Genomic DNA, 24142 nt, shown 5'->3' with positions numbered 1-24142 from the left:
TTTCGGGGGGGGCGGGGGGGTGGGGGGGGCCGCCAGCTTTATTGATTATTGCTTTTTAGAATTACGGTTGATCATTCAATAGCGGTCTTGGATCAAAAAGTACTTTTAAAGAATGAATTTTTCCGTTGATCACCTCGTACCACCCGGAAGCCAGAATCGTCTTTTCTCCCATATCAATATGATACCAGAAGCAGACCTCTTCACCTGATGTAAAGGTTTGAAGAATCTGATACTTGAATTTCATCTGCTTCATGTCATTGATATAAACCGAAGCACCTTCTCTGGTCCCCAATACGCCTGTAAATTTGAAATCAGGGTCAAGACAGATCTCTGCCCTTTCAAAATTTTCCTCATTCAGATAATGAATAAACTGCTCTGCCGGATTTGAAATTGTATTGCTCATAATGTTGTTTTTTGCTGAGGTAAAATTAGCTGATCAGAACCTGTTTTGCCTGTGACGATCGTCACAAAATAATCGCTGATCACCATATTCTGACAGGCGTTTGTTTTTAGTATTTGAATGATGATTCCGTATGGCGACAGGCTTTCAATACGGCCGGAATATTTAAGTTCGGATTAAATTACAAAAAATCTGAATGACAGAAGCCGAAAAAGTTGTATTTATGCCTTAAAAGCTTTTTGAAATAATTTTGGATATAAACACAATATTTCCTGCAAATTGACATTTTGTAACAGACAATTAAGCAGTAAACTATATAATTATGAAGATCAAATATTTTATCCTTGCACTGGGGATGTTAGGAAGCAGCCTGGTGGCGCAGACTCCTGAAAAAATAACTTTTAAAGACACTCAAAATCATTATTTAAAATTAGTTCCAAAAGGAAAGCCCGAAGGTTTGCTTATTATTCTTCCGGGCGGCGGAGAAACAGGAGAAGGAGTAATGAATCAGATCAATCTGGATGAACTGGCGCTGGAGAAAAATCTGGTTGTGTTGTTTCCGACTTGGGAAGATGGAGATTTCGGGTTTCATATCGAACAGAAGTTTTTGGACCGAATCGTGAAAGATACCGTTGAAAAACATAAATTATCTAAGGATAAAATATCAATAGGGGGTCTGTCAGGAGGCGGAATGCTGGCTTTTACTTATGCAGAGAGAGCCATCAGAGATAAAAACACCTATTTTATTCCTAATTCTATATTTGCCCTTGATGTTCCTCTTGATTATGAAAATATGTATTACAGAATGCAGCGGGACATCGAAAGAAATTATTCTGAGGTCGCAACCAATGAGGCCAAGTATTTCACCGAGGAGATGGTTGCTGCCCTTGGAACACCAGACAAAAATAAAGAGAACTATATCAGAGAATCTATGTTTTCTTACCGTGAGAAAGACGGTGGTAATGCCAAATATTTGCTCAATACTCCTATGCTGATTTATACTGAGCCCGGTATTCTATGGCAGATGGAAAACAGAGCTCGGGATCTTTACGATCTCAACTGTGTAGACATTACGGCAATGGTGAATCTGCTAAGGTTGAAAGGGCATAAAAATGCCGATCTTGTGATTACAAATGACCGCGGAATTCGTCCCGGCGGCGTGCGACATCCGCATTCATGGAGTATCATGGATTCTAAAGAATGTTTAAACTGGATTTTAAAACATATGAAAGCTTAAGATGATTGATTTTCAAAAAGATTATACGGTAGAAAATGATAAAATTCTGCTGAGACCATTACAGAATGCCGATTTTGAAAGCCTGATGGAGTTTTCTGTAAATGAACCGGATATATGGAAGTACAATGCGTTTGGTGCTGGCGGAGAGGAAAATCTCAGAAAATATATTGATACCGCTCTTTCCAACAGAGATCAGAGCACAGAATATCCTTTTACGGTTATTGATAAGTCAGAAAATAAAATCGTTGGTAGTACAAGGTTTTACGCCATCAGCAACATAAATAAAACATTGGAACTGGGATATACATGGTATGGCAAAAAGTATCAGGGTACCTATGTCAATAAAAGCTGCAAACTTCTGCTCCTTGAGCTTGCCTTCGAAACATTAGGATTTGAAAGAGTAGGATTCAAAGCAAATTCTAACAATGAAAAAAGCATCAATGCCATGAAAAGTATTGGCTGTACGATGGAAGGAACTTTGAGAAATTTTGCTTTTGATGCTGATCAGAACAGAATAGATGTCGTAGTTTTAAGCATTTTGAAAGAGGAATGGTATGATCATGTAAAACAGAAGTTGCAGGATAAAATAAATACTAAAATATGAATAGAAAAAAAACTTATTTCACCGGATTAAAATGGCTGGCTGTATTATCATTTGTGGTGATCTGCAGCTGCTCCAAAGAAGATAAAAAAGAAAAATCACCGGAGGCTCAGAAATCTCCCGAAACTACTGTTGTGGCATCTGAGAAAGAAAACCCGCCAGCCGAAACAAAAAAAGAAATTAATGAATTTGTTCCCGAAGGATACTATATTTTCGAGAAGTCATTTGGAGATCTGAATAAAGACGGAGTGAAAGATTGTATACTCGTTATCAAGAAAATTGATCCCCAAAATATCATTACCGACGAGAACCGGGGTAAGCTTGACCGTAATCGCAGAGGGATTATTGTGCTTTTCAAAACAGAAAACGGATACGAACTGGCTTCTGAAAATAATGCCTGCTTTTCATCAGAAAATGAAGAAGGAGGAACCTATTATGCTCCTGAGCTGATGGTGTACGAAGAAAAAGGAAATCTCAACATCCATTATGCTCATGGAAGGTACGGCTACTGGAAATATATCTTCAGATACCAGAATTCCGATTTTGAACTGATCGGTTATGAAAATAGCTCAAATACGGGACCTGTTGTAAACAATACCACCAGCATCAATTTTTCTACAAAAAAAATGCTTACCCAGGAAAATACCAACGAAGCAGCAGAAAGCGGAGATGAAGTGTTCAAAAAAGAATGGTCAAATATTAAAATAGATAAACTGCTTACCCTATCAGGGATTAAAGACTTTGATGAATTGGAAATGTGGTCAATGTACAGGAAATAAAACTCAGGGATTCCTGTACGTACTCAGGAATGCTTTCTATTTTGTTCCTGCTATGGCCGCAATTCTTCCCTTTGCATAGTCAATCTGTTCCTTTTCCTTATCCTGATCAGGTTTATTTTTAAGGTAAAGCTGATAATAGGTTACCGCATTTTTGGGTTGCTTCAGGTTAAGGTCGTAGAGAAGCCCTAAGCGGTAACAGATGATATTGCTCTGTCCGAACGTAAGACCTCTCTTATAAGCGGTCAATGCATCATTATATTGGTTTTTAGCCTCATAAATTCCGGCTAATGATGCATAATAGAGCGGAGTATGATCCGAAATCGCTTCGTCAATGGTCTTTTGGGCATAAAGAGCCGCTTTGTCATAATCTTTCAGCTCACGATAGCTTAATGCCATATAATATAAAGTCCCTTCATTCTGTACCCCCAGGTCCTCCAGTAATTTATACATGGTAACACACTTCTGATAGTCTTTCACGTAGAAATAAGCCTGTCCCAGATCATTCATGACATTGGCATCCGCATTTACTTTCAGCAGTTTTTCTCCTACCGTAATCACTTCCTGATACTTTCCAAGCAGGTTGGATAATGGTAATTGGGCCTGTTGAAGGGTGAAATTTTCCGGATCGGCAGCAATGGCTTTCTGCAATACATCATAAGCTTGTTGATTTTGTTTGAGTTCACGGTAAACCATAGACAGGTCATAAGCAACATCAGGATCAGTTGCTTTCAGAGTATTGGCCTTTTTTAGAAATGTAAGTTTGGCTTCCGCCTTATCTTCATAGGCTGCAAGCTGTTTGTAGGCACTGAAGTTCATGCTGTCCAGCCGGATGATCTGCTGAAGGTATGATTTGGCTTTGGAGGCATTTCCTCTTCTGGAATTGATGCTTACCAGACTGAATAAAGTGGGAATATTATCAGGTTGCAGAGTATTGATTTTCAGATAGCTTTTTTCTGCTTCAGGAAGTTTTCCTGCCATCATATTACAATAAGCGATCTGCCCCAGTGCTTTGAGATCCTGGGTATCATCGGTATAAATACTTTGAAGATAGCGGGCAGCATCATCATAGCGCTGGTTTTCATAAAATTCAAGCAGTTTTTCAGTATTGATTTTAGCGGACTGTCCCGTCATGTTTCCGAAACAGAACAAGACGATAAACAGAGAAATCCAGGTTTTCATCGATAATAATTTTTAACTAAAATATCAGATATTTAGTCAGTCTCCAAATTTTGGCCTCACTTATTGGGGATTTTTTTAATGCCTGAAAGGATTGGGGTAAAAAATCACAATTCCCGTTTTAAGATTTCTTATATTCACAGTATAGAAAAAAGACAGGGAAATCAGTTTGATACCGCTAAAAAAGAATCAGAATGGAAATAAAATCAGTACAATCCTTTATCGACTATTATGGGAAAATCAGAGAGAGAACCAACCGGATCATTGAAGTGGTTCCTCCGGAGCACATAGATTTTACCTATAAACCGGGAAAATTTACCATTGGAGATCAGATCAGACATATTGCTACCATTGAAAGATATATGTACGGTGAAACCATTTCGGGGAGGAAAAGTGCTTATCCGGGATGTGGAAAAGAACTGGCAGATGGTTATGAGGAAGCGGTAAAATTCTTTAATGAAATGCACAGACAGACTCTTGAGATCATCAGCAGTCTTTCCGATGAAGATCTTAACCGTAAATGTCTGACTCCTGCCAACAATGAAATTTCAATCTGGAAGTGGCTTCGGGCAATGATAGAGCATGAGATTCATCACCGGGCAGAAATCTATATTTATCTGAACCTCCTGGATGTAAAAACACCTCAGATCTATGGTTTTTCTGCTGAAGAGGTACAGGAAATGAGTGTAAGTTTATAGAGAAAATAAAACCGGAAATGTAGAGGACATCCCATCAGATGGGGTTAATTTGTATATTAGCCGCTTAAAAAATAATAATGACCAAACGTTTTATCCTTCCTGTTGTATTATTGGTAAATTCCGTTTATGCCCAGACCGGTTTTGAATTGAAACCGGGAGATACCCTGAAATATTCTCTGAAATCTGATAAACCTGCCTGGATTTCAGTTCAGTCCGGAGATGCTAATCTGGCCGTATCTTTGTTGACAGATGGAAAAAAAATAAAGGACCAGGATGATTCCAGAGGGATAAAAAGCGTTGAAAGATTACGCTATACACCAGAGAAAGGTAAAAAATATGAGCTTAAGATCTGGGCTAAATCTTATCTTGAAAAGACTAAGACGGCCAAAGTATCTGTCACCGAAGCCAAAACCTTACCGGCTCTGAATGGTCAGTTGAGTTCCGACCTGTTTGTGGAAGATCTTCATACCTTCCGTTCCATAAGAGAACAGGTGAATTCCGGCTTGTATGTCTATAGAAGCAAAAAACAGATTGACAGTATATATCAGGTAGCTGAGGCAGAAGCCAAAAACTGTAAGACGATCTTTGATTTTTATAAAGTAATTGCTAAGGTTACAGGGTTTGAAGGAAGCTGTCATAATTATACAGATCTACCCAACCACGCCTCTTATTATCTGACCCAAAAACCGGAATACCTACCCATTACCTTAAAGAATATTGACGGACGTTTGCTTCAGGATTCCAAAGAGGTCGCTTTGCCTCTTGGTGCTGAAATTCTGTCTATCAACGGAATTCCTACCAAAGAAATGATTAGTCGTTTTGCTCAATATTATTTCTCCGACGGATTTTCAATGCCTTACAAAGAAACTACGGGTTTTGAAAGAGGAATGCTGGATAAATTCTATATTGAGTTCGGAACCCATAAAAATTATGTGATCCGCTATCAATGGGAGGGGAAGACCAATGAAGTTTCTCTGCCGGGAATCTCTCTGGAAAACTTTAAAAAACTTCAGGAATCAAGACATTCGCTTTCTTTTGATAAAAAACTGATGGCTGAAAAATACAGCCTCAGCAAAGAAGGGGAAGGGGTGTACCGCTTATCTTTAAGAGGTTTTGACTTTGCTACCGGAGAAAAAGATCCTGCCTATAAAAAGTTCGGGGTTTTTCTTGATCAGATGATAGATACTTTAGAAAAAGAGAAAATAGGAAACCTGATCATTGATTTAAGAGGAAATACCGGGGGTACGGGAGCGCTCTATGAAAAAGTATTTTCATATCTTACACAAAGACCTTTCCGCGACAGTCAGTATGCTTACACGATTTTTGGGGAGGTTCCTTTGGAAGAAAAGCTGGTGATTACCCCTCTTTTTCTGGCCAATGGGGTTACGGATAAGAATGGTTTGAATGCGTATCTGAAATCAGAATATTCTGACCCTTCTCAAGGGAAACACTATTGGGGAAATGATAAAAATCCTCTGATCTTACCCAATGAAAAAACGTTCAAAGGTCAGCTGTACCTTTTGGCAGATCAGCGTGTTGCTTCAGCAGCTTCGCATCTGGCTTCCCTTATAAAGTCTTATACCAATGCAATTGTTATTGGAAAAGAAACAGTAGGAGGCTATTATGAGCACAACGGGCACTTTCCGCTGGTCTTCGAACTTCCCAATACCGGAATTCAGACCGGATTTTCTATTGTGCATGTGATTCAGGATGCCCAATATCTTCCAGATCAGAAAAGAGGTCAGGGAATCGTTCCTCATATTGAAGTTCATACAACCAATCAGGAGTTTCTAGATCAGACTGATGGGTATCTGAAGAAAGTGCTGGAACTGACAAAAAATAAAAAATAGAGGATAAAGGGTTTTGCTGCTTGCGGTGAAACCCTTATCAATAGTCTGAAAGGGAAATAAATTTTTCTTTAAATGCATTCAGCCATTCCAGATCTTCTCTAATTTACCATAATATTTCTTCTTTTCATGCTTTTACGGTCCGCCTATTTCTCTTAAGAGTGGGTTGAATATTGTTTCTGTGAGAAATAAAATTAATTTGTATTCATTTCATATATAAGTTTTTATGTGCTTTGTTTTTTGTGATGTATTTTTAGAGTTATTGCCATAAAGTCGTAGAATTACTACAAATTTTCAGATTGCGGTCTGAAAATTTTTTGAAAATAAATAACCGTTTTATATTTGTTAGACCATCACATCATTATAAAATAGTAATAACAATTAAATTTACTGATCATGACTGAACAAAATTCTAAAAGGATAGGCAAGTCAGTAGGGAAGGAAGATAGAAATTATTGATTATTCATCATCTTTTCCGTGGAATATTTCCAAAAAGATCAGCTTGGCTGATATGAAGTTTTTCTGGTGGAATGGTAAAAACTGATCATTCAAAAAAATATTTGACCTAAGCCGGATATTACAATACTGTTGAATGACAGGTGAAAATTAAACCAAATCCAATCCAAATATACTATGAAAAAAATATTCTCTGAACTTAAAGGTTTTGTGATATTCAGCCCGGAGCTTCTGGCGAAATACCTGCAGGATTACAACCTGCCCGGTAATAATATTTTAAAATATTTCGTGGAAAATGAGCATGGGGATGAAATAACCCGGTTGGGAATTGCCATTCCGATCATAGGCGTAGAAGAAGACTATTATTCTTTTCAGATGTCTACAGATGAAAACTACATTCTGGATCATAACGAAGTGGAAGCACAGTCTGAAGGCTGGATATTTCAAACGGTCAATAACCAGGTGCGGATTGTAGGCATCGGTTATTTAAAAGACATTGCACTAATCAGCGAAGAAAACAGTATCACGCTTCCTCTGGAAAACGGCTGGTATTCATTGAAAATACGTGCAGGCAGGAAAAACGGTGAGCGGCTGTTTGAACTGAATCTGGTGAAACAGGCCATCCGTCCGGATTTTAAAGGAGATATTACGGCTGAATACTATTACGGATAATACAAACGAAAAAGGCCGGATCTGAAATTTTGAACTGGCCTTTTATGTATCGGTTATTTTTCAATCCGCTTTAGCTTATAGTTTCCGCTTGTTGTCTCTTTTTCAATCGTATAATTCTCTGTTAATTCAAGCGTCCATCCATCGCCGGATACCTTATTGTTTTCAGTTCGGATAGGATTTGATATTGATATTTTATCCCAGCCCGGACTCATTAGGGCACCTTTTTCAACCGTTAAAATTCCCCATTTGTCTGTAACCCGGATGTTGGGATAAACTGTTCCTTTATCGTCTATCGGAATAATATTTCTTGGATCAAATGAGACATTCATTTTCTCAAATTTGATTTCAAAATGCGGTTGATCAATAAATTTAAGTTTATACTCAGCAATAAGTTTTTTGGTGTTTTCTTCTCTGGTCTCTTCTTCCTGAAGGATTGTTTTTCCGTTATAAAGTCCGGATTTGTTCTCAGAAGCTTTTTTCAGCTCTTTCGGAATGTTGACGTGGAAAGCTTTGATAAAATAATCCGTCAGATCTGTTTGATCAGTAATGTTTCTGTTCCAGTTTTTGTCTTTGTTGTACAGCAGGTAGCCGTAGACAGGAATGGTATGATACGCAAAAGAGCGCACAAATGTTGGATTTTTAAAGAAATCGTCAATACCCGTCACGAAAAATGAGGTCGTCTGTGCTTTATTTCTTCCACTGAGTATTACCCCTGTAAATTCCGCAATACCTTCGTTCAGTTCCAGCTGGTTTTCAGTCGTACCTGAATTGCTGTAAAGAGAATGTCTGTATTTTCTAAAAGTCAGGGCATTCGTAAGATGTTGCAGCTGTTCTTTTTCTGACGAAACCTGGATTGCTTTTTTCAGCGCTTCCAGTTCCAGACGCAGATAAAGTCTTCCGTTCTTTTGGTCCAGGTGATTGTTTTCGGCATTGCTAAGGGTAAAACCTAGTGTGGGCTGGATGCTGTGAAATGATTCATGGGCCAGCAGATTGACTCTGTTTTGTTTATTTTGAGGAAGCGGAAGCATAATCATTGCCCATCTTTTCCCATTCCAGTTGATGGCCGTATTGGCAATATTGAGTTTGTCCGGTAAAATTCCGGAATAGATACTTCCATTACGTTTCAGTACATCTGCAGTATCCGGTTCATTGGCAAAAATTTCCCTGGTTTTAGGATCAATCAATAGTATGGGGCCATACAGGTCTTTATTCCAAAGCTGGATATTTTGTTTTGAGGCAGCTCTGATTTCATCAAAAAAGACAGAAATGTTGTCGTGGGAAATATCCTGTTTTTGTGCTGTTGCGCTTTGTGCCAACAAAAGAAATGCTGCTGTTAAAATAATCTGTTTCATCTTTAAAATTTTCGTCCGCTTACCTGTTATGAATTAGTTTTCCAAATGACCCGCTCTAAGAAAGTAAACAAGTTTGAAAACATCCGTTTTTTATGCAGTGAATTTGACGTCATAAAAATCATTTCCGGAAATTCTGAGAAATTGGTAGTAAGCATTATTAGTTTTGTATGTCGGTAAAGTTATAAAACTTTTCCAAAGACCACCATACAATGCTATGCAGTTTGTTTTTTTATCATTTATATTCGTGTTTTTATCATAAGTGAAATGCAAATTGATGTAATTTTGCGCTCGAAAAATTAATAATCTGTGGCTTAAGATTTTAGAATCTTACCAAAGCCCAAGTTTGATTTTTAAGTAATATACTTAAAGTATTGGCAGTATGACTTGTGTCACGATCTTTATTGATTTTTCTGATTTTTCTGCTTTCAAAACCAAAAAGAAGTCAGGACAAAGCCGGAAGATACAACTGCTTGGCCAATAACCATTGTAGAAAATATTCCTAAATTATGATTGCAGAATTGCACGAAGCCAAGGATTTGATGGATAATGAACAATATGAATTAGCCATTACTGTTTTAAGTCATTTGAAGGGTCTGCCTTTGAAATATGAAAATCTCAGATTGTTATTGCTGTCAAATTGTTTCTATAAAATAGAAGAATATGACTGGGCCATTGAAACTGCCAACAAACTGTTGGAAAACGATCATACCAATGAATATGCTTCTCAGATAAAATATTTAGCTTATTATGAACTGGAAGATTATGATAATGCTCTGAATGAAATCATCAGATTTTTATCTGATAACGAAGCTGACCTTTATAAAACCATTCTGGAGGAATTTTTAATTGACATCAAAAGAGAGAATATTGCCGATATGGAAATCATTTACAAAATGAAAGAATTGGCATTGAAAAATAAGATTTATGTATAGACCATAATCTGGAAATAGAATACAATAAACCCATTGCAACTGCGATGGGTTTATTGTATATATAATAACAAAATAAAATATAATATATTTTCATAAATGATTATGATTAAAAATAATAATAAATTAAAAAAATAAATGGTAATTTTCCGAAAAATTGATTCTGCATTAAAGTAAGTTTATAGTCTATATGTAATATACTGAAGTATGATAAGTGGTGGGGATCATATCAGGAGCTTTTCTTTGGAGGTTCATCAGAAGAATATTATGGGTGTTCCCAGGTTGGTATACTTATTTCTTTTAATAATGATGAAGGAAGGAAAAGCTTTGCTAATGACTTCGAATGCAGAAAATAGAGACAATGTTTTATGGAGAGTTTTAAAATTGAACCATTCCTGCACAATGAGAATAGTTCCCATTATATCAATACAAAGGAATTGGCAGAGTTACTTGTTGCAAGACCTCATCAGCTTTTTCAGCCCCATAGGATACTTTTCAACAGTATTCATCTTTTCCTTGAAGGTGAGGGCGTTTTTCATATAGATTTTAAAACCATCAAGGTCAGGCCGAGGCATATACTTTTTGTTTCGCCATACCAGGTCAGTCAGTTTCAGCATGATCTTGACTATAAAAGTAAAGTCATGATTTTTACTGAAGATTTTCTGTGTAAGACCAGTATTCAATCTCAATTTTACAGTGAAACCAATCTTTTTAATGATCCTCTGATCCTGCCGTATTTTGACCTCGGTGAAAGATTTGAGGAGGTTTCTGTCCTGTTTGAATATATTAAAAATGAATTGGCCAGGCCCTATACTGAAGCACAAAGTATCGTACTGAACAATTATCTGTTTAATATTCTACTGATTGCAGAAGAGGTATCCGTAAATTCTAAAATCAATTTTGATTTCTGTAGCAACAGGCTTCTTGTGAAAAATTTTAAATCTCTTGTTAATAAGAATTTAAACCAACATTATAGCCTGGATCATTATAGCAGTGAGCTGAATGTGAGCTTAAGAACCCTTCAGAATGCATTTCTCAAAGTAGAAAATCAGAGTCCCAAACAATGGTTGATCAACAGGGTGATCCTGGAGATCAAAAGAAACCTGATGTATGGTGGGATAAGCATCAGTGAAATAGCTTACAGTTTAGGTTTCAAAGAGGTTACTAATTTTACCAAATTTTTCAAAATCAAAACAGGACTTACGCCCACTCAGTTCAGAAAGAATTACGGGAAGTAGTTTTGGTATCATTTTTTTACGCATTTCTATTATAAATGTGCAGGAATAAAAACTAATTTCGTGGCGTAATTGCGTCGGAGGGATGGCATTAAAGTTATTCTAAGTAAGTGAATGAGGAATTATATGATGAATTTTTTTATCATTTGTGTTTTTTTGAGCCACATCTTTTATAGGTGTGGTTTTTTATTCATTACTCGTTGTTATTGAACCAAATTCAATGTAATTTTATACTCTAACTATTAAACATGAAAACGATTGAGATAAGTGCGCTAAAGTCAGAAAGGCTGATTCTTATGCCCTATACACAGGCGATATGTGAAAACTTTTTGAACAATGATTTTAATGATCTCGACAGGCTGGATTTGAAAAGAGGGCAGGGCTGGCCTGATTCTGATGTTCTTGAAACATTACCCAAAATCATCAATAATCTGTCCAGAGTAGAAAATCCAACGGGATTTGAGTCCTGGATTGTCATAAAAAAGGATACCAGAGAAGTCATCGGAGACGTTGGTTTTAAAGGATTTGATGATGAAACAAAAAGCTGTGATATAGGCTATGGAATTATTGAAGCGGAACGTAGAAACGGCTATGCTGAAGAAGCGGCAAGAACACTTATTCACTGGGCATTTTCAAATAAAAGCTTGTCTCATATTACAGCCCGGTGCCTACCGAAAAACAGAGGTTCCATCAATCTGTTGGTCAGACTGAATTTTGAAGAAGATAAAAGAGATGCTCAGATGATTCACTGGATACTTTCCAGGCCGCTCAATAATCATGAGGAATAGCTAGATCTCTTCCAATACTAAGAAAGATAACGAACAATTACTATAGAATATATTCTTAAATGATGATCACCAAATTACAGGAAGCTAAAGATTTGATCGACAATGAACAATATGAATCGGGCATTGTTGTTTTAAATGATTTACATGATTTATCTCTAAAAGATGAACGTTACAAATTGCTATTGCTGGCATACGCTCTTTATAATACTGAAAAATACAATCAGGCAATTGATAGAGCTGATGAATTGTTGCAAAAGAACACTAATAATGAGTATGCTTCTCAGCTAAAATACCTTTCTTATTGTGGATTGGAAGATTATGATAGTGCTTTAAATGAAGTCATCAACTTCCTGTCTCATAACGCTGCAAACCTTTATAAAGTGACCTTGGAAGAACTGGTACTGGATATTAAAAAAGGGAATATCAGTGAAGAAAGCACAGTCAGTAAACTGAAAGAACTGGCTTTTAAAAATGATGTTACGATGTAGAAGAGACCAAGCGCAAAAGTTGGAGAGAATTTGAATTTTAGATTTAGATACAAAGAAAAAGGATGATAAAAAACAAGTGGATTTGAATGGGTGATGTTTAATTGACCTAGGAAGCAGGAGCGTTAAAAAAATTGAGATTGAATCCGTTAAAAAATTTCCACTGTCTGAGCATGGCTGGGATTTTGAGTCGAAGAAGAAGGATTTGATTCCATGCGAGTTTGGAAATTTTAGGAGTCAATATCAATTTTTAGCGAATGATTCCAGTCTTGAATTTTTGTATACTTTTGTTTTAAGACAAAAGTATAAATGAAAAAATAATTTTAAATTTACATTTATGCATTTTTATATCCCCCAACTTTTGAACCTGATCCTATAGAAGCTTTTAAGATCCTATTTACAAATTATTTTCGTTTATTTATTACAAGAAAGCAGAGTATTAAAAAAGAAAATCCCATAAATAAAAAATCCTCGAAAATCATAGATTTTCGAGGATTTTTGCGGAGAGTGAGGGATTCGAACCCCCGGACCTGTTACAGTCAACAGTTTTCAAGACTGCCGCAATCGACCACTCTGCCAACTCTCCTTAAACTCCGGTAGTGCCGTTGTTTTCAGTGGTGCAAATATAGAAAGTTTTTTAATACTGGCAAAATGTTTTTTGAATAAAATTGATTTTTTTCAGTTTTTATAAGGATTTGCACTGCTTTTAAGAGCTAAATTATGCTTTTGTTGTTTGATTTTCAGTTGTTTAATCAGATGTGGAGATTTTAATAAAGTTAATATTTACTGTCCCTTTAAATCTACTGTTTTATCAATATAAATAATACCATTGAAGGAAGACGTATAATCCATTTTCGCTTCATAGGTCAAATCGAATAATCGGGCAGAGAACCAGGGATAGCTGCTAGGTCTGCCTTGTGCTTTCGGTAGGGGAAGAAACTGAATATTACTTTTTTTATTTTTCAAATACAATTCCAGAGACCCTTCACCGGATAGAGGTATTTTGGCTGTTTTGGTGAAATCGGCATGAAAATAATCATTTCCGAAAAAAGCCGGTGAAAAAGTTCCGCTGCCTGAGGTAATGGCTAGTGAATAGACCTGATCTCCAAACTCCCTGAAGATTTCACTTCCGAAATAAGTAAATCCCTGATACGTATTGTTGGCGTACCATTGCTTTGCAAAGTCAGGACTGAAAGAAACGTAAGTGTTTACATCCAGCACATTATGATTGTTATGAGACCAGACGATAATCTTTTGACCCGGGAAAACATATTTTGCCAGAAAGATGAAGTTTTTTGCCATCATAGCGTCCCTGCTTTTTCCCTCAATGGTCAGATCAAAAAGACTTTTGATATTATTGACTTCAATCAACCATTTTTTCCTCAGATTAGCCTCTGTAGAGCTGAATAGAATCGTTTCTTCAATATTTTTGATTTCAGAGGCAAAATTTCCGGCATCTACAGAATCTTTTTTCGAAGAAAATTCATGTTCCAGGATATAGTTGAGGTCTTTTACAAAGTTTTTATAGGTTGCAGAACCGGTATCAAAATGAGATGCTTTAAGAAGATCCGTAAGAGCAGGTACAAGCTGCGTTTTAGAAAAGCTGCCGGCATGCCTTGAGTCGATTCCTCCAAGACGGATGGGGTTGTTTCCTTTTAATTCGGTATTGTAATAGGCCCATAGATCCTTACTGACATTGCTGTCTGACCAGCAGGTATAAATATTTTCTTTTGCAAGAGAAAGAACCTGAGAAGGATCTTTAATGTCTGACATACCAAACATAATGGAATACAAATCAGCTTCAAACAACAGGACATCAAATCCTTTTTTTTCATGAAGATATTTAACCAGCCTTGTTTTCATATGAATAGACCCGCCGTCTCCGTGACTGGGCTCTCCCAACAGTACAATTTTAGCTTCATCAATTGATTTTCCAATAGGTTCAAGGTCATTAAAATTAGTGTCACCTGGCGATATAGACCGTATTTTACTACTTGTACTGTACAGATCATCCAAGTATAATTTTGAAAAGTCAGTTTTTGATTGGGCAATCGTTAAATGGGAAAACGAAAGTAAAAGTACTGTCAGTACGGGGTTTTTCATAGTATTAGTGTTAAAATTTCGGCCAAAATACATTAAATATCAACATGTCGCAACATATCAGAGACTTGAAATGAAGGACTGTAGGGCGAAAGCACTTTTTCTTATTGATTTTCAATGATCATATTGCCCCATTTATTGATGTCATCCAATAGTGGGATAAATGACCGTCCCAGGTCAGAGAGGCTATAGATCGTTTTCAGTGGCGGTTTGGTTCCAATGGTGGTTTTTAGAATCAAATGATCACTTTCTAATTGTTTGAGCTGTATACTCAGAGTGGTTTCCGTAATAAAGTGAAGTTCTTTCCGAAGTTCGCCAAACCGTTGTTCACCATGTCTTAAATGGCACAATATGACGGCTTTCCATCTTCCTCCAATGAGATCCATGACAAAACTTACAGAACATGGATAGGACTTTTCGTTGATGCTGATATAGCTTTTGCTGCATTCTTTTTTCATACTATCTGAATAGGTAGTTATTTCCGGGCTATAGAAAATAATATAGTTTTGAATCAAAATAAAATCAAATTTAAAATAAAAATCAATGTATCACTTAGCACAGATCAATATTGCAAGGATGAAGGGTGTAGACATACAGGATCCGATCATGAAAGAATTTGTTGATAATCTGGATCATGTCAATCAATTGGCTGAAAACAGCAAGGGTTTCATCTGGCGTCTGAAAGATGAAGATAATAATGCAGTCGGATTGAATCCGTTGAATGATGTACAGATGATCATTAATATTTCCGTTTGGGAAGATGTTGAGTCTCTGCAGCACTACACATACAAAACATTTCATTCCTATTTTTTGAAAAATAGAAAAGAGTGGTTTCAGAAATATGGAAAGAGTCACTATGCACTCTGGTGGATCAGGAAAGGAGACTATCCGGACATTGAAGAAGCTCTGCAGCGGCTTTATTATCTTCAGGAAAATGGAGCTTCGTCTTATGCTTTTACATTTCAGAAGATTGATCAAAATGCAGATGGTATCGGTGATGTTTTACCAAAAAATGAAAATTTAATAAAGAAATAAGAGGAAAAGCTGTAGCAGAAGGGTATTGGGATATGTGGTATATTTGATCCAAAATTACAGATCACGATAAAATAGGATGCTTGAAATACATAAAAAAGAAGATATTCTGATTCCTTTTACAATCATTGGAGAAGAGCATTGGGAAGTAAATACCAGAAGGATTCTTGAAGCTGTTGCAGATAACTGGAATGACGAACTGAAAGAACCTGTCCGGGAAGAAAAAATCAATGCTTTGGAACAAAGATTGGGAACAGCTTTGCCTCATGGGCTCAGATTGTTTTACAGAACATTTGGTATCGCTGATATTGGCGAACAGCTACAGGAATTTGATGAAATTAGCTTTATTAAAGAAATTTGGGCTGAACATCCGCAATATGGGCCTGATTTTACAGAGAAAGACAGAGAATACCTCCCTTTTCTGATCTCATTCAGCGACTATCTGGGTAATGGAAATATGTTTTGCTTTCATAGCGAAACAAAAGAAATTTACTATTATGACCACGAAGGAAGTCCTTATTTGAGTAAAATGTTTGAAAATGTGGATCAATACCTTAAATGTTGTCTGATCTCAGCGCAGTCTGATCTGTTTGGAACTGATACCGGAGAGGAAGAAGTAGCGGAATGGACAGAAGAAATCTTAACAGACTTATTGGGAGAAGATATTATAAGAAAATGGAAATATTAAATGTAAATTGTAGATAGTCTCACAAACAGATAATGATTCCCTTTTAAGAGTTTTTCAATAAAATTTAGATAGATTTCCTGAAATCCTGGCAGAAGAAGGAAATCTTTTTTTGAAACAGGAATACCTATTTATGTTAGCTTTCTTTCGCTTTATTATTCGGTATTCCTGTTTTATTGTGCAGATAGATCTCTGATCTTGATTAAGGTAAACTTATTTTTTTACCCTGTTCAGGGAAAATATAATGTATCTGCAGAGGATTATTTTTCAGTAATTCTTTTTTGATGATCTCAGGATTATCTTTTGTCGGTTTTCTGTGGGTAACTACGATATTCAGACCTTCCAGGTTTTTCTGTCCTGTTTTTTCTTTAAGTTTCTTCAGCTCTTCCACGAGAAGATTAGGGGTAAGATGGCCGAATAACAAATGCTCAGGCTGGCTGTTGGGGAAGGAAACTTCAATCAATATGGTATTTAACTGCTTCTTTTTTACAAGGGGAGCAATTCTTTCCCAAAGCTGATCAAGCCGGTCAGATTTTTCAATCCGGTCAGCGCCCGTATCTCCTAAATAAAGCAGATAATGATCATCTCTTCGGACAAGGGCTGCACTACTTTTATAAGGATTCACATGGCTCAGCTCATAGCCGGTGATGAAAAACGGAGTTTGTGGTGCCGGAATTTCTGTTCCTGCCTGAAGTTCATTATAATGGTATTTCCCCAGCATAGGCTTTTGGCCCTGATCCGCAAAATTGATCCATGTATCCGTAATAAAGTAGTGGTTTTGCAGAATCTGAAGTACAGGAGCAATCCCGAAAATATTCTTTTTAGAGTCAGCAGGAGAGTTGATGATAAGCCCTGATAAATGATCCAGGTGGCCGTGGGAAATAAAGTAACCTTTGATCTGATCCTGCAGAACAGTTTCCTCAGGTCCGTTAAGACTTTTCAATTGAACTGCTTTTCGTATTCCTGCATTTACCGTACCCGCATCAAGGCAGATAAAAGCATTGTCTTTTGGAGCTCCTACTAAATAAGCAGATAAATTATCTTCTTTTTCTCCACCGTAAATCCCTAATGGAATAAGGTCAAAATTTTGTGCCTGACAGGTAATTTGCAACAAGAAGGCAAATAGGGAAAGTGCTGTTCTTTTCATTTTTAAAACTAAAAAACCTATCCTTTTTCAGATAGGGTAGCACAAATTTACGCTATTTTTTTTGCGATAGTATATTATGTTTTTGTCATTATACCCATTAATGAATCTTTATTGAGAATTCCGATTCTTATATTTTATTGATAATCCGGAATTTTTTTCCCCAGAATGATGTTTCTTTTTATAGTCAGAAGTTGAGCTTCAATGAAGGGTTTTACAATTCCGGAACCCCCTCTGCCGGGTTGTTTCTTTCTCATGGCAGATGTCAGCGACGGGTCATCTTCGAAAAGATATTCATCCAGATAATATTCATTTTTACCGGACTCTTTTATGGTAATATGAATATGTTCCGGTTCACTGCCATCAGGATAAACTGCGGGTCTGAACGTATAAAAAGTATATTTTCCGTCTTTTCCGGTTTTGATCCAGCCCCGGATCAGCCCATGTCGTTTTGCCCAGCCGGTTTCATTGCCTTTGGTTTCGTAAATGCCTTGTCTGTTGGTGTGGTAAATATAGATAATAACATTTTCTGCCGGGGTTTTCCCGTCTTTTTTAAAAACGGTACCTGTGATTTTTAATTTAGGCTCGTTCTGTCGGAATTTTGGAAGCGTATCGATGGGATTCAGGATCTTGTTTTTATATTCAAAAAGAGCTTCACAGCCTTCGCAGGGACCTCCGATAGGCTTTTTAGTCTGTCCCTGGCAGGAGGTTAAAACGAATACCATCAGAAAGATCCATAAAGAATTGTTTTTGTTTTTAAAGTCCATAGCTTTTAGCGTTTTAAGGTGAATGTGCCGGTAAAATTATGGACAGAAAACAGCATAGGAAAATGAAATGTTTTATCCTGAGGAGTTGATAGCCTGACCCGATGCCCCTGTGGTAAAACGTCTTTTGAATTCAGCAGCGTAGGTTCTGCTCAGTCTCACTGTGCTTCCTTCTGCCATCTGCAAATCATAGTCACCATTCAGGCGGGATTTGAAGGAGCGGACTTGGGAAAGGTTGACCAAAGCAGATTTATGTACCCGAATAAAAACAGTATGGCCGAGCTGTTCATGTATGGATTTCAGCGTTTCCGAATGCAGGTATTTCCTATGCTCAAGATGAATGGCAACATAAGGCGTAGCAGAAGTGATCTGAATGATGTTTTCAATATTGATAATCACGTTATCCCTGCCGTTATTGATAACCAGCGTATCGGAAGTGCATGTTTTTTCTGTTGGGGTAACCTCCTGTTTTCGGTTTGAAAGATATTGATAACCTAAGACAAACCCTGTATAGACCAGAACCATTGTATAAAAATCATGGGTCATGATATAGGAAAAGAATTTAAACAGATCATATCTTCCCTGATAGAAAAGAAGACTCACAATTGAAGCAATACAGGGAAGTATAGTAAGGTGTATGATGATTGGGAATACAATGAATATTGCCGTTTTGGTAAAATGCTGAAGACCTGTATTTCTTATCTTTTGGTACAAAACCATCAGGATCGGAATATAGAGAAACCATATGCTCTTAAATAATAATGATTCGCTGAAGCTGAAAGTATATCCGCTTCTTTTTGATTCCCAGAAATCCTGAAAAATATGTAAACCTACAATCATAATAATAATCCCGGAAAGCATGATAAACAAGGCTTTCATATTCAATGGAAAGCGGAAAGGCATGTTCTTATTTGAAATTGAGTATATCATTTTCGTAGAGTTTTGGAGGTTTTCATCCTCTATCAAATATACTGAAAAAATGAGTGTTCATTGCTATGGTACTGAAAATGAGTAGATCTCTGTAACTATAGCTTCATTGCTTTTAGAGAGGTATAGGTAAATAAGAATTTAATGCCGTTTATATTCTCTTTTTTGTATTTTTAAAACTCATAAAACAGATGAATGATCTGAAGCTTCAGGACGATATAATCTGGAAAAACAATAACCAAACCTTTAAATAATGGAGAAAAAATTAAACGAGCTTACTGACCAGGAATTACTGGATAAAAATAAAAAGATCCAATCCGGCAAAATAATGAATGCCGTGCTCTTAGGATGTTTAATTGGAGTTGCGATTTACAGTACCATAAAAAATGGAGTAGGAATTTTTACGCTGCTTCCACTTGTATTCGTTGCTTTTACCATCAATGCATGGAAAAAAGATAATCAGGCTTTGAAAGATGAACTGAAATCCAGAAACTTAATATAAAAGCATATAGAAATAATTGAGTCCAATGATTCTGTCAATGGACTCAATTATAGCTTGTTATTTATGAACAGGTGGAGATCACTTGTCCTGTCATCTTCACGACAGCCTACGATCAGTTTTGGATGAATGCTTTTGAAACCAATGGAATTGAATATCTTTTAAAACCTTTTTCTCAGGACCGCTTCAAAAAGGTCTGGGATAAATTCATGTTGCTGAGAGATCAGGCATTAGGAAAAACCGATGTTTTGAGCCAGCTTCAACAGATGCTGAGTCAGTCTAATCCGGAAAAAAAATATAAAAGCCGCTTTACAGTGAGTACCCATCAGGGAATCTACTTTGTCAACACTGAAGATATTCTTTTTTTTGAGGCGGAAGAAGGAATTGTCTTTGCTATTGATACGGCAGGTAAAAAGCATCCGCTGAATGAGTCTACTTTAAAGTAGATTGAAAATCAACTTGACCCAATCTCTTTTTTTAGAATCAACCGGGGACAGCTTGTCCAGAAAAAGCACGTTGAGAAAATAGAACGCTATAATAAAAATACACTGGCCCTTCAGATAAAAGGCTTTCAAGGCCACCTGATCACAAGTCAGAGCAATACTGCCTCTTTCCGGAAATGGATCGAAGAATGATGTGGTAAAAAAATGAATGAGATTATTTATATGGTCAGGCCATGATTGTTTTTCACTTCAGCCATTACAAATGTGCTATGTGTACTCCCGATAGAATCTACCGAGCCCAGTTTGTTAAATACAAAATCCTGATAATGTTTCATATCCCGAACCTGAACTTTCAGAAGGAAATCAAAATCTCCGGAGATATTGTAGCATTCGGCAACTTCTTCAATTTCCAGAATTTCATTCACAAAATCATAGCCCACAGATCGGTCGTGAATCTTTAATTTGATCTGACAGAAAACTGTAAATCCACGGTTGAGTTTTTCAGCATCCAATACAGCTGCATACCTTTTTACGTAGCCTTCCTGCTCAAGTCTTTTTACCCTTTCAAAAACAGGGGAAGGAGAGAGGTTGACTTCTTTGGCAAGCTCTTTAACGGTCAGTTTAGCATTTTTTTGAAGCAGTCTCAGTAACTGTACATCTTTATTATCAAGTTCTTCCACAGAATATTATTCTTTAAGAGTATAAAAACGATCAAATTTACAGAATTATATTCTGTTTCAAATTTATTTTTAAGTTTAATTTGCTTAATTTTATCATGTTTGTTATTTGTTTATTCTGTATAATTAATTTTACACAAAATTAAAATCTTTTGAAAGTATCGATTGATATAGACAAAAGATACAGTTCTTTATACTTCATCAAACAGGAAAGGTTTTACTTAAGGTAGATTAATAGGGAATCGTGTGAGAATCACGAGCTGTCGCGCAACTGTAAGTAACACACAAAGGTTTCTATCCACGCATATCCACTGCCAGAAGCGGGAAGGATGATAGAAGCCGTTACAAGTCAGGAGACCTGCCTTTACTGAATTGACAATGCTTTCGCGGTCTGAAGCCTGGGTCATACAGATGATATAATGGATATGCATTTTCTTTTAAGAGAATTTGTATTGCCGGGTATGTCGCTGTGAGCCTGTGAATTTCTGTAAAAGCATTACGAAGCATTTCAAAGAGCTTTACCATTAAGTTTAACTAAAAAATTGTAAAAAATGCAAACTCACATTCTGGGCTATCCGCGTATTGGTAGCAAAAGAGAACTTAAAAAAGCCTGCGAGCAGTATTGGTCAGGTAAAATTGTTTTGGAAGAGCTTCTTACCGTGGGAAGGAATATCTGTAACCAAAACTGGAACATTCAGAAAGAAGCCGGTATAGACCTTATTCCGTGTAACGATTTTTCCTATTATGATCAGGTTTTGGATATGAGCTTAATTGTAGGTGCTATCCCGAAACGTTACCATGAAATAGCACTTAAAAAAAACAGCACCGAACTGGATCTTTATTTTGCTATGGCCAGAGGTTACCAGAAAGATGGGCTGGATATTACGGCCATGGAAATGACCAAATGGTTCGATACCAATTATCATTATATCGTTCCTGAGTTTTATAAAAATCAACAGTTTAAACTAAGCTCAGATAAAATTTTTAATGAATTTGCAGGAGCAAAACAGGCCGGAATCAATGCAAAGCCGGTCATCATCGGGCCTGTTTCTTATCTTCTTTTAGGGAAAGAAAAAGAGGACGGTTTTGATAAACTGGAACTGGCTGGAAATCTTCTTCCTGTTTATATTGAAATTTTAACAAGGCTTCAGGAGCAGGGCGCCGAATGGATTCAGTTTGATGAACCGTTTCTAGCATTGGATATATCGGAGAAAACAAAAGAAACCTATCAGTCTATCTATTCCGAAATCAGAAAAAAATTCCCGAAGCTAAAACTGATTGTTGCCACTTATTTTGATGGCTTAAAGGATAATCTATCCCTTGCAGTCTCAATTCCGGTGAATGTACTGCATATAGATCTTGTCAGAAATCCTGAGCAGCTGGAAGAAGTTTTGAATGTAATTCCTGAACATTTAAGCCTGTCACTGGGCCTTGTTGATGGACGGAATATCTGGAAAAACGATTATGAAAAATCACTGAATTTCATTACAAAAGCAATCGAAAAAGTAGGCCATGAAAGAATATTTATAGCGCCGTCCTGCTCACTCCTTCATGCTCCGTGCGATCTTGATTTTGAAACAGAACTTAATCCGGAAATCAAAAACTGGCTGGCATTTGCCAGGCAGAAAGTAAAAGAAGTTGTTGCTCTTAAAGAACTTGCTGAAGGAACCGGAAATAAAGATATTCTTACTGATTTTGAAGAAAATAAGAAAGCGGTTGCCCATAGAAAGACATCGTCTCTCATTCATAATAATCAGGTAAAACAGAGAGCCGGGGCGATTACTGAAAAAGAGGCTCAAAGGAATAATGTTTTTAAAATCCGTAAAGAAGAGCAGCAGAAAATATTAAAGCTTCCTTTATTTCCTACCACTACCATTGGTTCATTTCCGCAAACGGCAGAAGTAAGAAGCTGGAGGGCACAATTCAAAAAAGGAAATCTGACTTCGGAACAATATGATACCTTACTGAAAGAAGAGACCCAAAGAACGATCCGCTGGCAGGAAGACATCGGAATTGATGTACTGGTGCACGGAGAATTTGAAAGGAATGACATGGTGGAATATTTCGGGGAACAGCTGGAAGGCTTTGTATTCACCAAAAACGGCTGGGTACAGAGCTATGGAAGCCGCTGCGTGAAACCTCCTGTCATATTTGGTGATGTTTCCAGACCAACACCTATGACGGTTTACTGGTCTCAATATGCACAATCGCAGACTGATAAATGGGTGAAAGGAATGCTGACAGGTCCAGTGACGATCCTGCAGTGGTCTTTCGTCCGTGATGATCAGCCCCGTTCAGAAACCTGTAAACAAATTGCTTTGGCGATCCGCGATGAAGTAGTGGATCTGGAAAAAGCAGGCATCAGAATTATCCAGATCGATGAACCGGCCATCAGAGAAGGGCTTCCTTTAAGAAAAGACGGCTGGCAGACTTATCTGAAATGGGCGGTAGAAGCTTTCAGAATTTCAGCAAGTGGAGTGGAAGACGCTACGCAGATCCATACTCATATGTGCTATTCCGAATTCAATGATATTATCGAAAATATAGCAGATATGGATGCTGACGTCATCACCATTGAATGTTCCCGCTCCCAGATGGAACTTCTGAACGCTTTTGCCGATTTCAAATACCCGAATGAAATAGGTCCCGGGGTTTATGACATTCATTCGCCAAGAGTTCCGTCCAAAGAAGAGATGGTGGAGCTGCTGAAAAAAGCTCAGGATGTAATCCCGGCCAATCAGCTTTGGGTAAACCCCGACTGCGGATTGAAAACCAGACATTGGGAAGAAACCGAAAAAGCTCTGATCGCAATGGTAGCTGCTGCTAAAGAGGCTTCTGTAGAGTATGCAGTTTAAAATATTTCAATAAACATTTTATGTTGGGAGGCAATTCTTTGGGGTTGCCTCTTTTTATTGTATAAAAATAGAAGAAGTTAAAACGTTTTATGGTGTTAAAGCGAAGCGAATTATGAAGGTATATAAGCTTTAAAAAAGAATCTCAGGTCTCAACTTGGAATATAAAGAACAAATTTATAATGCGACAGGTTCTGTCGCAATACAGAAGTAGCTTTGCATAGATCATGAGAATTGAGGTATTAATATTGAATATCTATAAATAGGTATTGATTGTTTGTATTAAATACAATTAATTTTGCTTTTAAGCGTTAAAAGATAAATTTGCAAAAAAAACTATTAACTTTAAAAAAAACACAGTAAT

General features: G+C 37.0%; 25 protein-coding genes, 1 tRNA gene and 1 riboswitch. Of the genes, 16 read left to right on the top strand and 10 right to left on the bottom strand.

The window, feature by feature from the left end; translation table 11 throughout:
• Positions 1-61: 61 nt before the first annotated feature.
• The gene (locus AC106K_RS22405) at positions 62-403 is read right to left on the bottom strand and encodes a nuclear transport factor 2 family protein (RefSeq protein WP_482447683.1); all 342 of its coding nucleotides are present in this window, start codon (positions 401-403) and stop codon (positions 62-64) included.
• Positions 404-722: 319 nt separating this feature from the next.
• On the opposite strand from AC106K_RS22405, the gene AC106K_RS22400 reads away from it, so the two are divergent.
• The 3 genes from AC106K_RS22400 to AC106K_RS22390 are packed head-to-tail and all read left to right on the top strand — an operon-like array spanning position 723 to position 3017.
• On the top strand, positions 723-1637 hold the full coding sequence (locus AC106K_RS22400; RefSeq protein WP_482447682.1) for a hypothetical protein: 915 nt from the start codon (positions 723-725) through the stop codon (positions 1635-1637).
• Between the two features lies 1 nt (position 1638).
• A complete protein-coding gene (locus AC106K_RS22395; protein ID WP_482447680.1) occupies positions 1639-2241 on the top strand; it encodes a GNAT family N-acetyltransferase in 603 nt (200 codons plus the stop codon).
• Positions 2238-3017, top strand: a complete 780-nt coding sequence (locus AC106K_RS22390) for a hypothetical protein (protein WP_482447678.1) — start codon at positions 2238-2240, stop codon at positions 3015-3017. Before AC106K_RS22395 ends, AC106K_RS22390 begins: the two co-directional genes overlap by 4 nt.
• A gap of 36 nt (positions 3018-3053) precedes the next feature.
• On the opposite strand, the gene AC106K_RS22385 is transcribed toward AC106K_RS22390, so the two are convergent.
• Positions 3054-4196, bottom strand: coding sequence for a tetratricopeptide repeat protein (locus tag AC106K_RS22385; RefSeq protein WP_482447676.1), 1143 nt, complete (start codon positions 4194-4196; stop codon positions 3054-3056).
• A 191-nt stretch (positions 4197-4387) separates the two neighbouring features.
• Here AC106K_RS22385 and AC106K_RS22380 point away from each other — a divergent pair, with 191 nt between their 5' ends.
• The 3 genes from AC106K_RS22380 (at position 4388) to AC106K_RS22370 (ending at position 7866) form a co-directional block, all read left to right on the top strand.
• A complete protein-coding gene (locus tag AC106K_RS22380; protein ID WP_482447674.1) occupies positions 4388-4891 on the top strand; it encodes a DinB family protein in 504 nt (167 codons plus the stop codon).
• A gap of 77 nt (positions 4892-4968) precedes the next feature.
• Positions 4969-6741 carry a S41 family peptidase gene (locus AC106K_RS22375; RefSeq protein WP_482447672.1) on the top strand — a complete coding sequence of 591 codons (1773 nt, stop codon included), beginning with the start codon at positions 4969-4971 and terminating at the stop codon, positions 6739-6741.
• Positions 6742-7371: 630 nt separating this feature from the next.
• A complete protein-coding gene (locus tag AC106K_RS22370) occupies positions 7372-7866 on the top strand; it encodes a hypothetical protein (RefSeq protein WP_482447671.1) in 495 nt (164 codons plus the stop codon).
• Positions 7867-7919: 53 nt separating this feature from the next.
• Here the strand turns inward: AC106K_RS22370 and AC106K_RS22365 are convergent, their stop codons facing one another.
• Entirely contained in the window at positions 7920-9218 is a 1299-nt protein-coding gene (locus tag AC106K_RS22365; RefSeq protein ID WP_482447669.1) for a hypothetical protein, read from the bottom strand.
• A gap of 506 nt (positions 9219-9724) precedes the next feature.
• Here AC106K_RS22365 and AC106K_RS22360 point away from each other — a divergent pair.
• The 4 genes from AC106K_RS22360 to AC106K_RS22345 all read left to right on the top strand — a co-directional run bounded on the left by AC106K_RS22360 (position 9725) and on the right by AC106K_RS22345 (position 12658).
• Positions 9725-10150, top strand: a complete 426-nt coding sequence (locus AC106K_RS22360; RefSeq protein ID WP_482447667.1) for a tetratricopeptide repeat protein — start codon at positions 9725-9727, stop codon at positions 10148-10150.
• A gap of 365 nt (positions 10151-10515) precedes the next feature.
• Positions 10516-11385, top strand: a complete 870-nt coding sequence (locus AC106K_RS22355; protein WP_482447665.1) for an AraC family transcriptional regulator — start codon at positions 10516-10518, stop codon at positions 11383-11385.
• A 245-nt stretch (positions 11386-11630) separates the two neighbouring features.
• Positions 11631-12170, top strand: a complete 540-nt coding sequence (locus AC106K_RS22350; protein ID WP_482447664.1) for a GNAT family N-acetyltransferase — start codon at positions 11631-11633, stop codon at positions 12168-12170.
• Positions 12171-12229: 59 nt separating this feature from the next.
• Positions 12230-12658, top strand: a complete 429-nt coding sequence (locus tag AC106K_RS22345; RefSeq protein ID WP_482447663.1) for a hypothetical protein — start codon at positions 12230-12232, stop codon at positions 12656-12658.
• A 498-nt stretch (positions 12659-13156) separates the two neighbouring features.
• Here the strand turns inward: AC106K_RS22345 and AC106K_RS22340 are convergent.
• The 3 genes from AC106K_RS22340 to AC106K_RS22330 form a co-directional block, all read right to left on the bottom strand.
• A tRNA-Ser gene (locus AC106K_RS22340) sits at positions 13157-13241 on the bottom strand.
• A 197-nt stretch (positions 13242-13438) separates the two neighbouring features.
• Complete coding sequence (locus AC106K_RS22335; protein WP_482447662.1) at positions 13439-14758, bottom strand: erythromycin esterase family protein; 1320 nt, start codon at positions 14756-14758, stop codon at positions 13439-13441.
• Between the two features lie 101 nt (positions 14759-14859).
• Positions 14860-15213 carry a winged helix-turn-helix transcriptional regulator gene (locus AC106K_RS22330; RefSeq protein WP_482447882.1) on the bottom strand — a complete coding sequence of 118 codons (354 nt, stop codon included), beginning with the start codon at positions 15211-15213 and terminating at the stop codon, positions 14860-14862.
• 85 nt (positions 15214-15298) lie between these two features.
• Here AC106K_RS22330 and AC106K_RS22325 point away from each other — a divergent pair, with 85 nt between their 5' ends.
• Positions 15299-15790, top strand: a complete 492-nt coding sequence (locus AC106K_RS22325) for a DUF3291 domain-containing protein (RefSeq protein ID WP_482447661.1) — start codon at positions 15299-15301, stop codon at positions 15788-15790.
• Positions 15791-15866: 76 nt separating this feature from the next.
• A complete protein-coding gene (locus tag AC106K_RS22320; RefSeq protein WP_482447660.1) occupies positions 15867-16475 on the top strand; it encodes an SMI1/KNR4 family protein in 609 nt (202 codons plus the stop codon).
• Between the two features lie 199 nt (positions 16476-16674).
• Here the strand turns inward: AC106K_RS22320 and AC106K_RS22315 are convergent, their stop codons facing one another.
• From AC106K_RS22315 to AC106K_RS22305, 3 genes are all read right to left on the bottom strand, one after another.
• Complete coding sequence (locus AC106K_RS22315) at positions 16675-17619, bottom strand: MBL fold metallo-hydrolase (RefSeq protein WP_482447659.1); 945 nt, start codon at positions 17617-17619, stop codon at positions 16675-16677.
• A 134-nt stretch (positions 17620-17753) separates the two neighbouring features.
• Entirely contained in the window at positions 17754-18383 is a 630-nt protein-coding gene (locus AC106K_RS22310; RefSeq protein WP_482447658.1) for a dioxygenase family protein, read from the bottom strand.
• A gap of 72 nt (positions 18384-18455) precedes the next feature.
• Positions 18456-19310, bottom strand: a complete 855-nt coding sequence (locus AC106K_RS22305) for a LytTR family DNA-binding domain-containing protein (protein ID WP_482447657.1) — start codon at positions 19308-19310, stop codon at positions 18456-18458.
• Between the two features lie 250 nt (positions 19311-19560).
• Here AC106K_RS22305 and AC106K_RS22300 point away from each other — a divergent pair, with 250 nt between their 5' ends.
• The 3 genes from AC106K_RS22300 (at position 19561) to AC106K_RS22290 (ending at position 20441) form a co-directional block, all read left to right on the top strand.
• The gene (locus AC106K_RS22300) at positions 19561-19809 is read left to right on the top strand and encodes a hypothetical protein (protein WP_482447656.1); all 249 of its coding nucleotides are present in this window, start codon (positions 19561-19563) and stop codon (positions 19807-19809) included.
• A 71-nt stretch (positions 19810-19880) separates the two neighbouring features.
• Positions 19881-20252: a LytR/AlgR family response regulator transcription factor gene (locus AC106K_RS22295; RefSeq protein WP_482447655.1), complete on the top strand. Its 372-nt coding sequence runs from the start codon at positions 19881-19883 to the stop codon at positions 20250-20252.
• Positions 20253-20441 (top strand): LytTR family transcriptional regulator DNA-binding domain-containing protein, encoded by a 189-nt coding sequence (locus AC106K_RS22290; RefSeq protein ID WP_482447881.1) that lies wholly within the window; start codon positions 20253-20255, stop codon positions 20439-20441.
• A gap of 26 nt (positions 20442-20467) precedes the next feature.
• On the opposite strand, the gene AC106K_RS22285 is transcribed toward AC106K_RS22290, so the two are convergent.
• Entirely contained in the window at positions 20468-20929 is a 462-nt protein-coding gene (locus tag AC106K_RS22285) for an Lrp/AsnC family transcriptional regulator (protein ID WP_047095655.1), read from the bottom strand.
• Between the two features lie 192 nt (positions 20930-21121).
• Positions 21122-21306, top strand: a riboswitch (cobalamin riboswitch).
• A gap of 171 nt (positions 21307-21477) precedes the next feature.
• Between AC106K_RS22285 and metE the strand changes: the two genes are divergently transcribed.
• Entirely contained in the window at positions 21478-23781 is a 2304-nt protein-coding gene (gene metE / locus AC106K_RS22280; protein WP_482447654.1) for a 5-methyltetrahydropteroyltriglutamate--homocysteine S-methyltransferase, read from the top strand.
• Positions 23782-24142 lie beyond the last annotated feature (361 nt).

The sequence above is a fragment of the Chryseobacterium sp. FR048 genome (assembly GCF_056844665.1).
This window is presented reverse-complemented; position numbering and strand designations above follow the sequence as displayed.

Excerpts from the sequence above, each read along its gene's own strand:
- AC106K_RS22405 (WP_482447683.1), bottom strand. The coding sequence starts at position 403 with ATGAGCAATACAATTTCAAATCCGGCAGAGCAGTTTATTCATTATCTG.
- AC106K_RS22400 (WP_482447682.1), top strand. The coding sequence starts at position 723 with ATGAAGATCAAATATTTTATCCTTGCACTGGGGATGTTAGGAAGCAGC.
- AC106K_RS22395 (WP_482447680.1), top strand. The coding sequence starts at position 1,639 with ATGATTGATTTTCAAAAAGATTATACGGTAGAAAATGATAAAATTCTG.
- AC106K_RS22390 (WP_482447678.1), top strand. The coding sequence starts at position 2,238 with ATGAATAGAAAAAAAACTTATTTCACCGGATTAAAATGGCTGGCTGTA.
- AC106K_RS22385 (WP_482447676.1), bottom strand. The coding sequence starts at position 4,196 with ATGAAAACCTGGATTTCTCTGTTTATCGTCTTGTTCTGTTTCGGAAAC.
- AC106K_RS22380 (WP_482447674.1), top strand. The coding sequence starts at position 4,388 with ATGGAAATAAAATCAGTACAATCCTTTATCGACTATTATGGGAAAATC.
- AC106K_RS22375 (WP_482447672.1), top strand. The coding sequence starts at position 4,969 with ATGACCAAACGTTTTATCCTTCCTGTTGTATTATTGGTAAATTCCGTT.
- AC106K_RS22370 (WP_482447671.1), top strand. The coding sequence starts at position 7,372 with ATGAAAAAAATATTCTCTGAACTTAAAGGTTTTGTGATATTCAGCCCG.
- AC106K_RS22365 (WP_482447669.1), bottom strand. The coding sequence starts at position 9,218 with ATGAAACAGATTATTTTAACAGCAGCATTTCTTTTGTTGGCACAAAGC.
- AC106K_RS22360 (WP_482447667.1), top strand. The coding sequence starts at position 9,725 with ATGATTGCAGAATTGCACGAAGCCAAGGATTTGATGGATAATGAACAA.
- AC106K_RS22355 (WP_482447665.1), top strand. The coding sequence starts at position 10,516 with ATGGAGAGTTTTAAAATTGAACCATTCCTGCACAATGAGAATAGTTCC.
- AC106K_RS22350 (WP_482447664.1), top strand. The coding sequence starts at position 11,631 with ATGAAAACGATTGAGATAAGTGCGCTAAAGTCAGAAAGGCTGATTCTT.
- AC106K_RS22345 (WP_482447663.1), top strand. The coding sequence starts at position 12,230 with ATGATGATCACCAAATTACAGGAAGCTAAAGATTTGATCGACAATGAA.
- AC106K_RS22335 (WP_482447662.1), bottom strand. The coding sequence starts at position 14,758 with ATGAAAAACCCCGTACTGACAGTACTTTTACTTTCGTTTTCCCATTTA.
- AC106K_RS22330 (WP_482447882.1), bottom strand. The coding sequence starts at position 15,213 with ATGAAAAAAGAATGCAGCAAAAGCTATATCAGCATCAACGAAAAGTCC.
- AC106K_RS22325 (WP_482447661.1), top strand. The coding sequence starts at position 15,299 with ATGTATCACTTAGCACAGATCAATATTGCAAGGATGAAGGGTGTAGAC.
- AC106K_RS22320 (WP_482447660.1), top strand. The coding sequence starts at position 15,867 with ATGCTTGAAATACATAAAAAAGAAGATATTCTGATTCCTTTTACAATC.
- AC106K_RS22315 (WP_482447659.1), bottom strand. The coding sequence starts at position 17,619 with ATGAAAAGAACAGCACTTTCCCTATTTGCCTTCTTGTTGCAAATTACC.
- AC106K_RS22310 (WP_482447658.1), bottom strand. The coding sequence starts at position 18,383 with ATGGACTTTAAAAACAAAAACAATTCTTTATGGATCTTTCTGATGGTA.
- AC106K_RS22305 (WP_482447657.1), bottom strand. The coding sequence starts at position 19,310 with ATGATATACTCAATTTCAAATAAGAACATGCCTTTCCGCTTTCCATTG.
- AC106K_RS22300 (WP_482447656.1), top strand. The coding sequence starts at position 19,561 with ATGGAGAAAAAATTAAACGAGCTTACTGACCAGGAATTACTGGATAAA.
- metE (WP_482447654.1), top strand. The coding sequence starts at position 21,478 with ATGCAAACTCACATTCTGGGCTATCCGCGTATTGGTAGCAAAAGAGAA.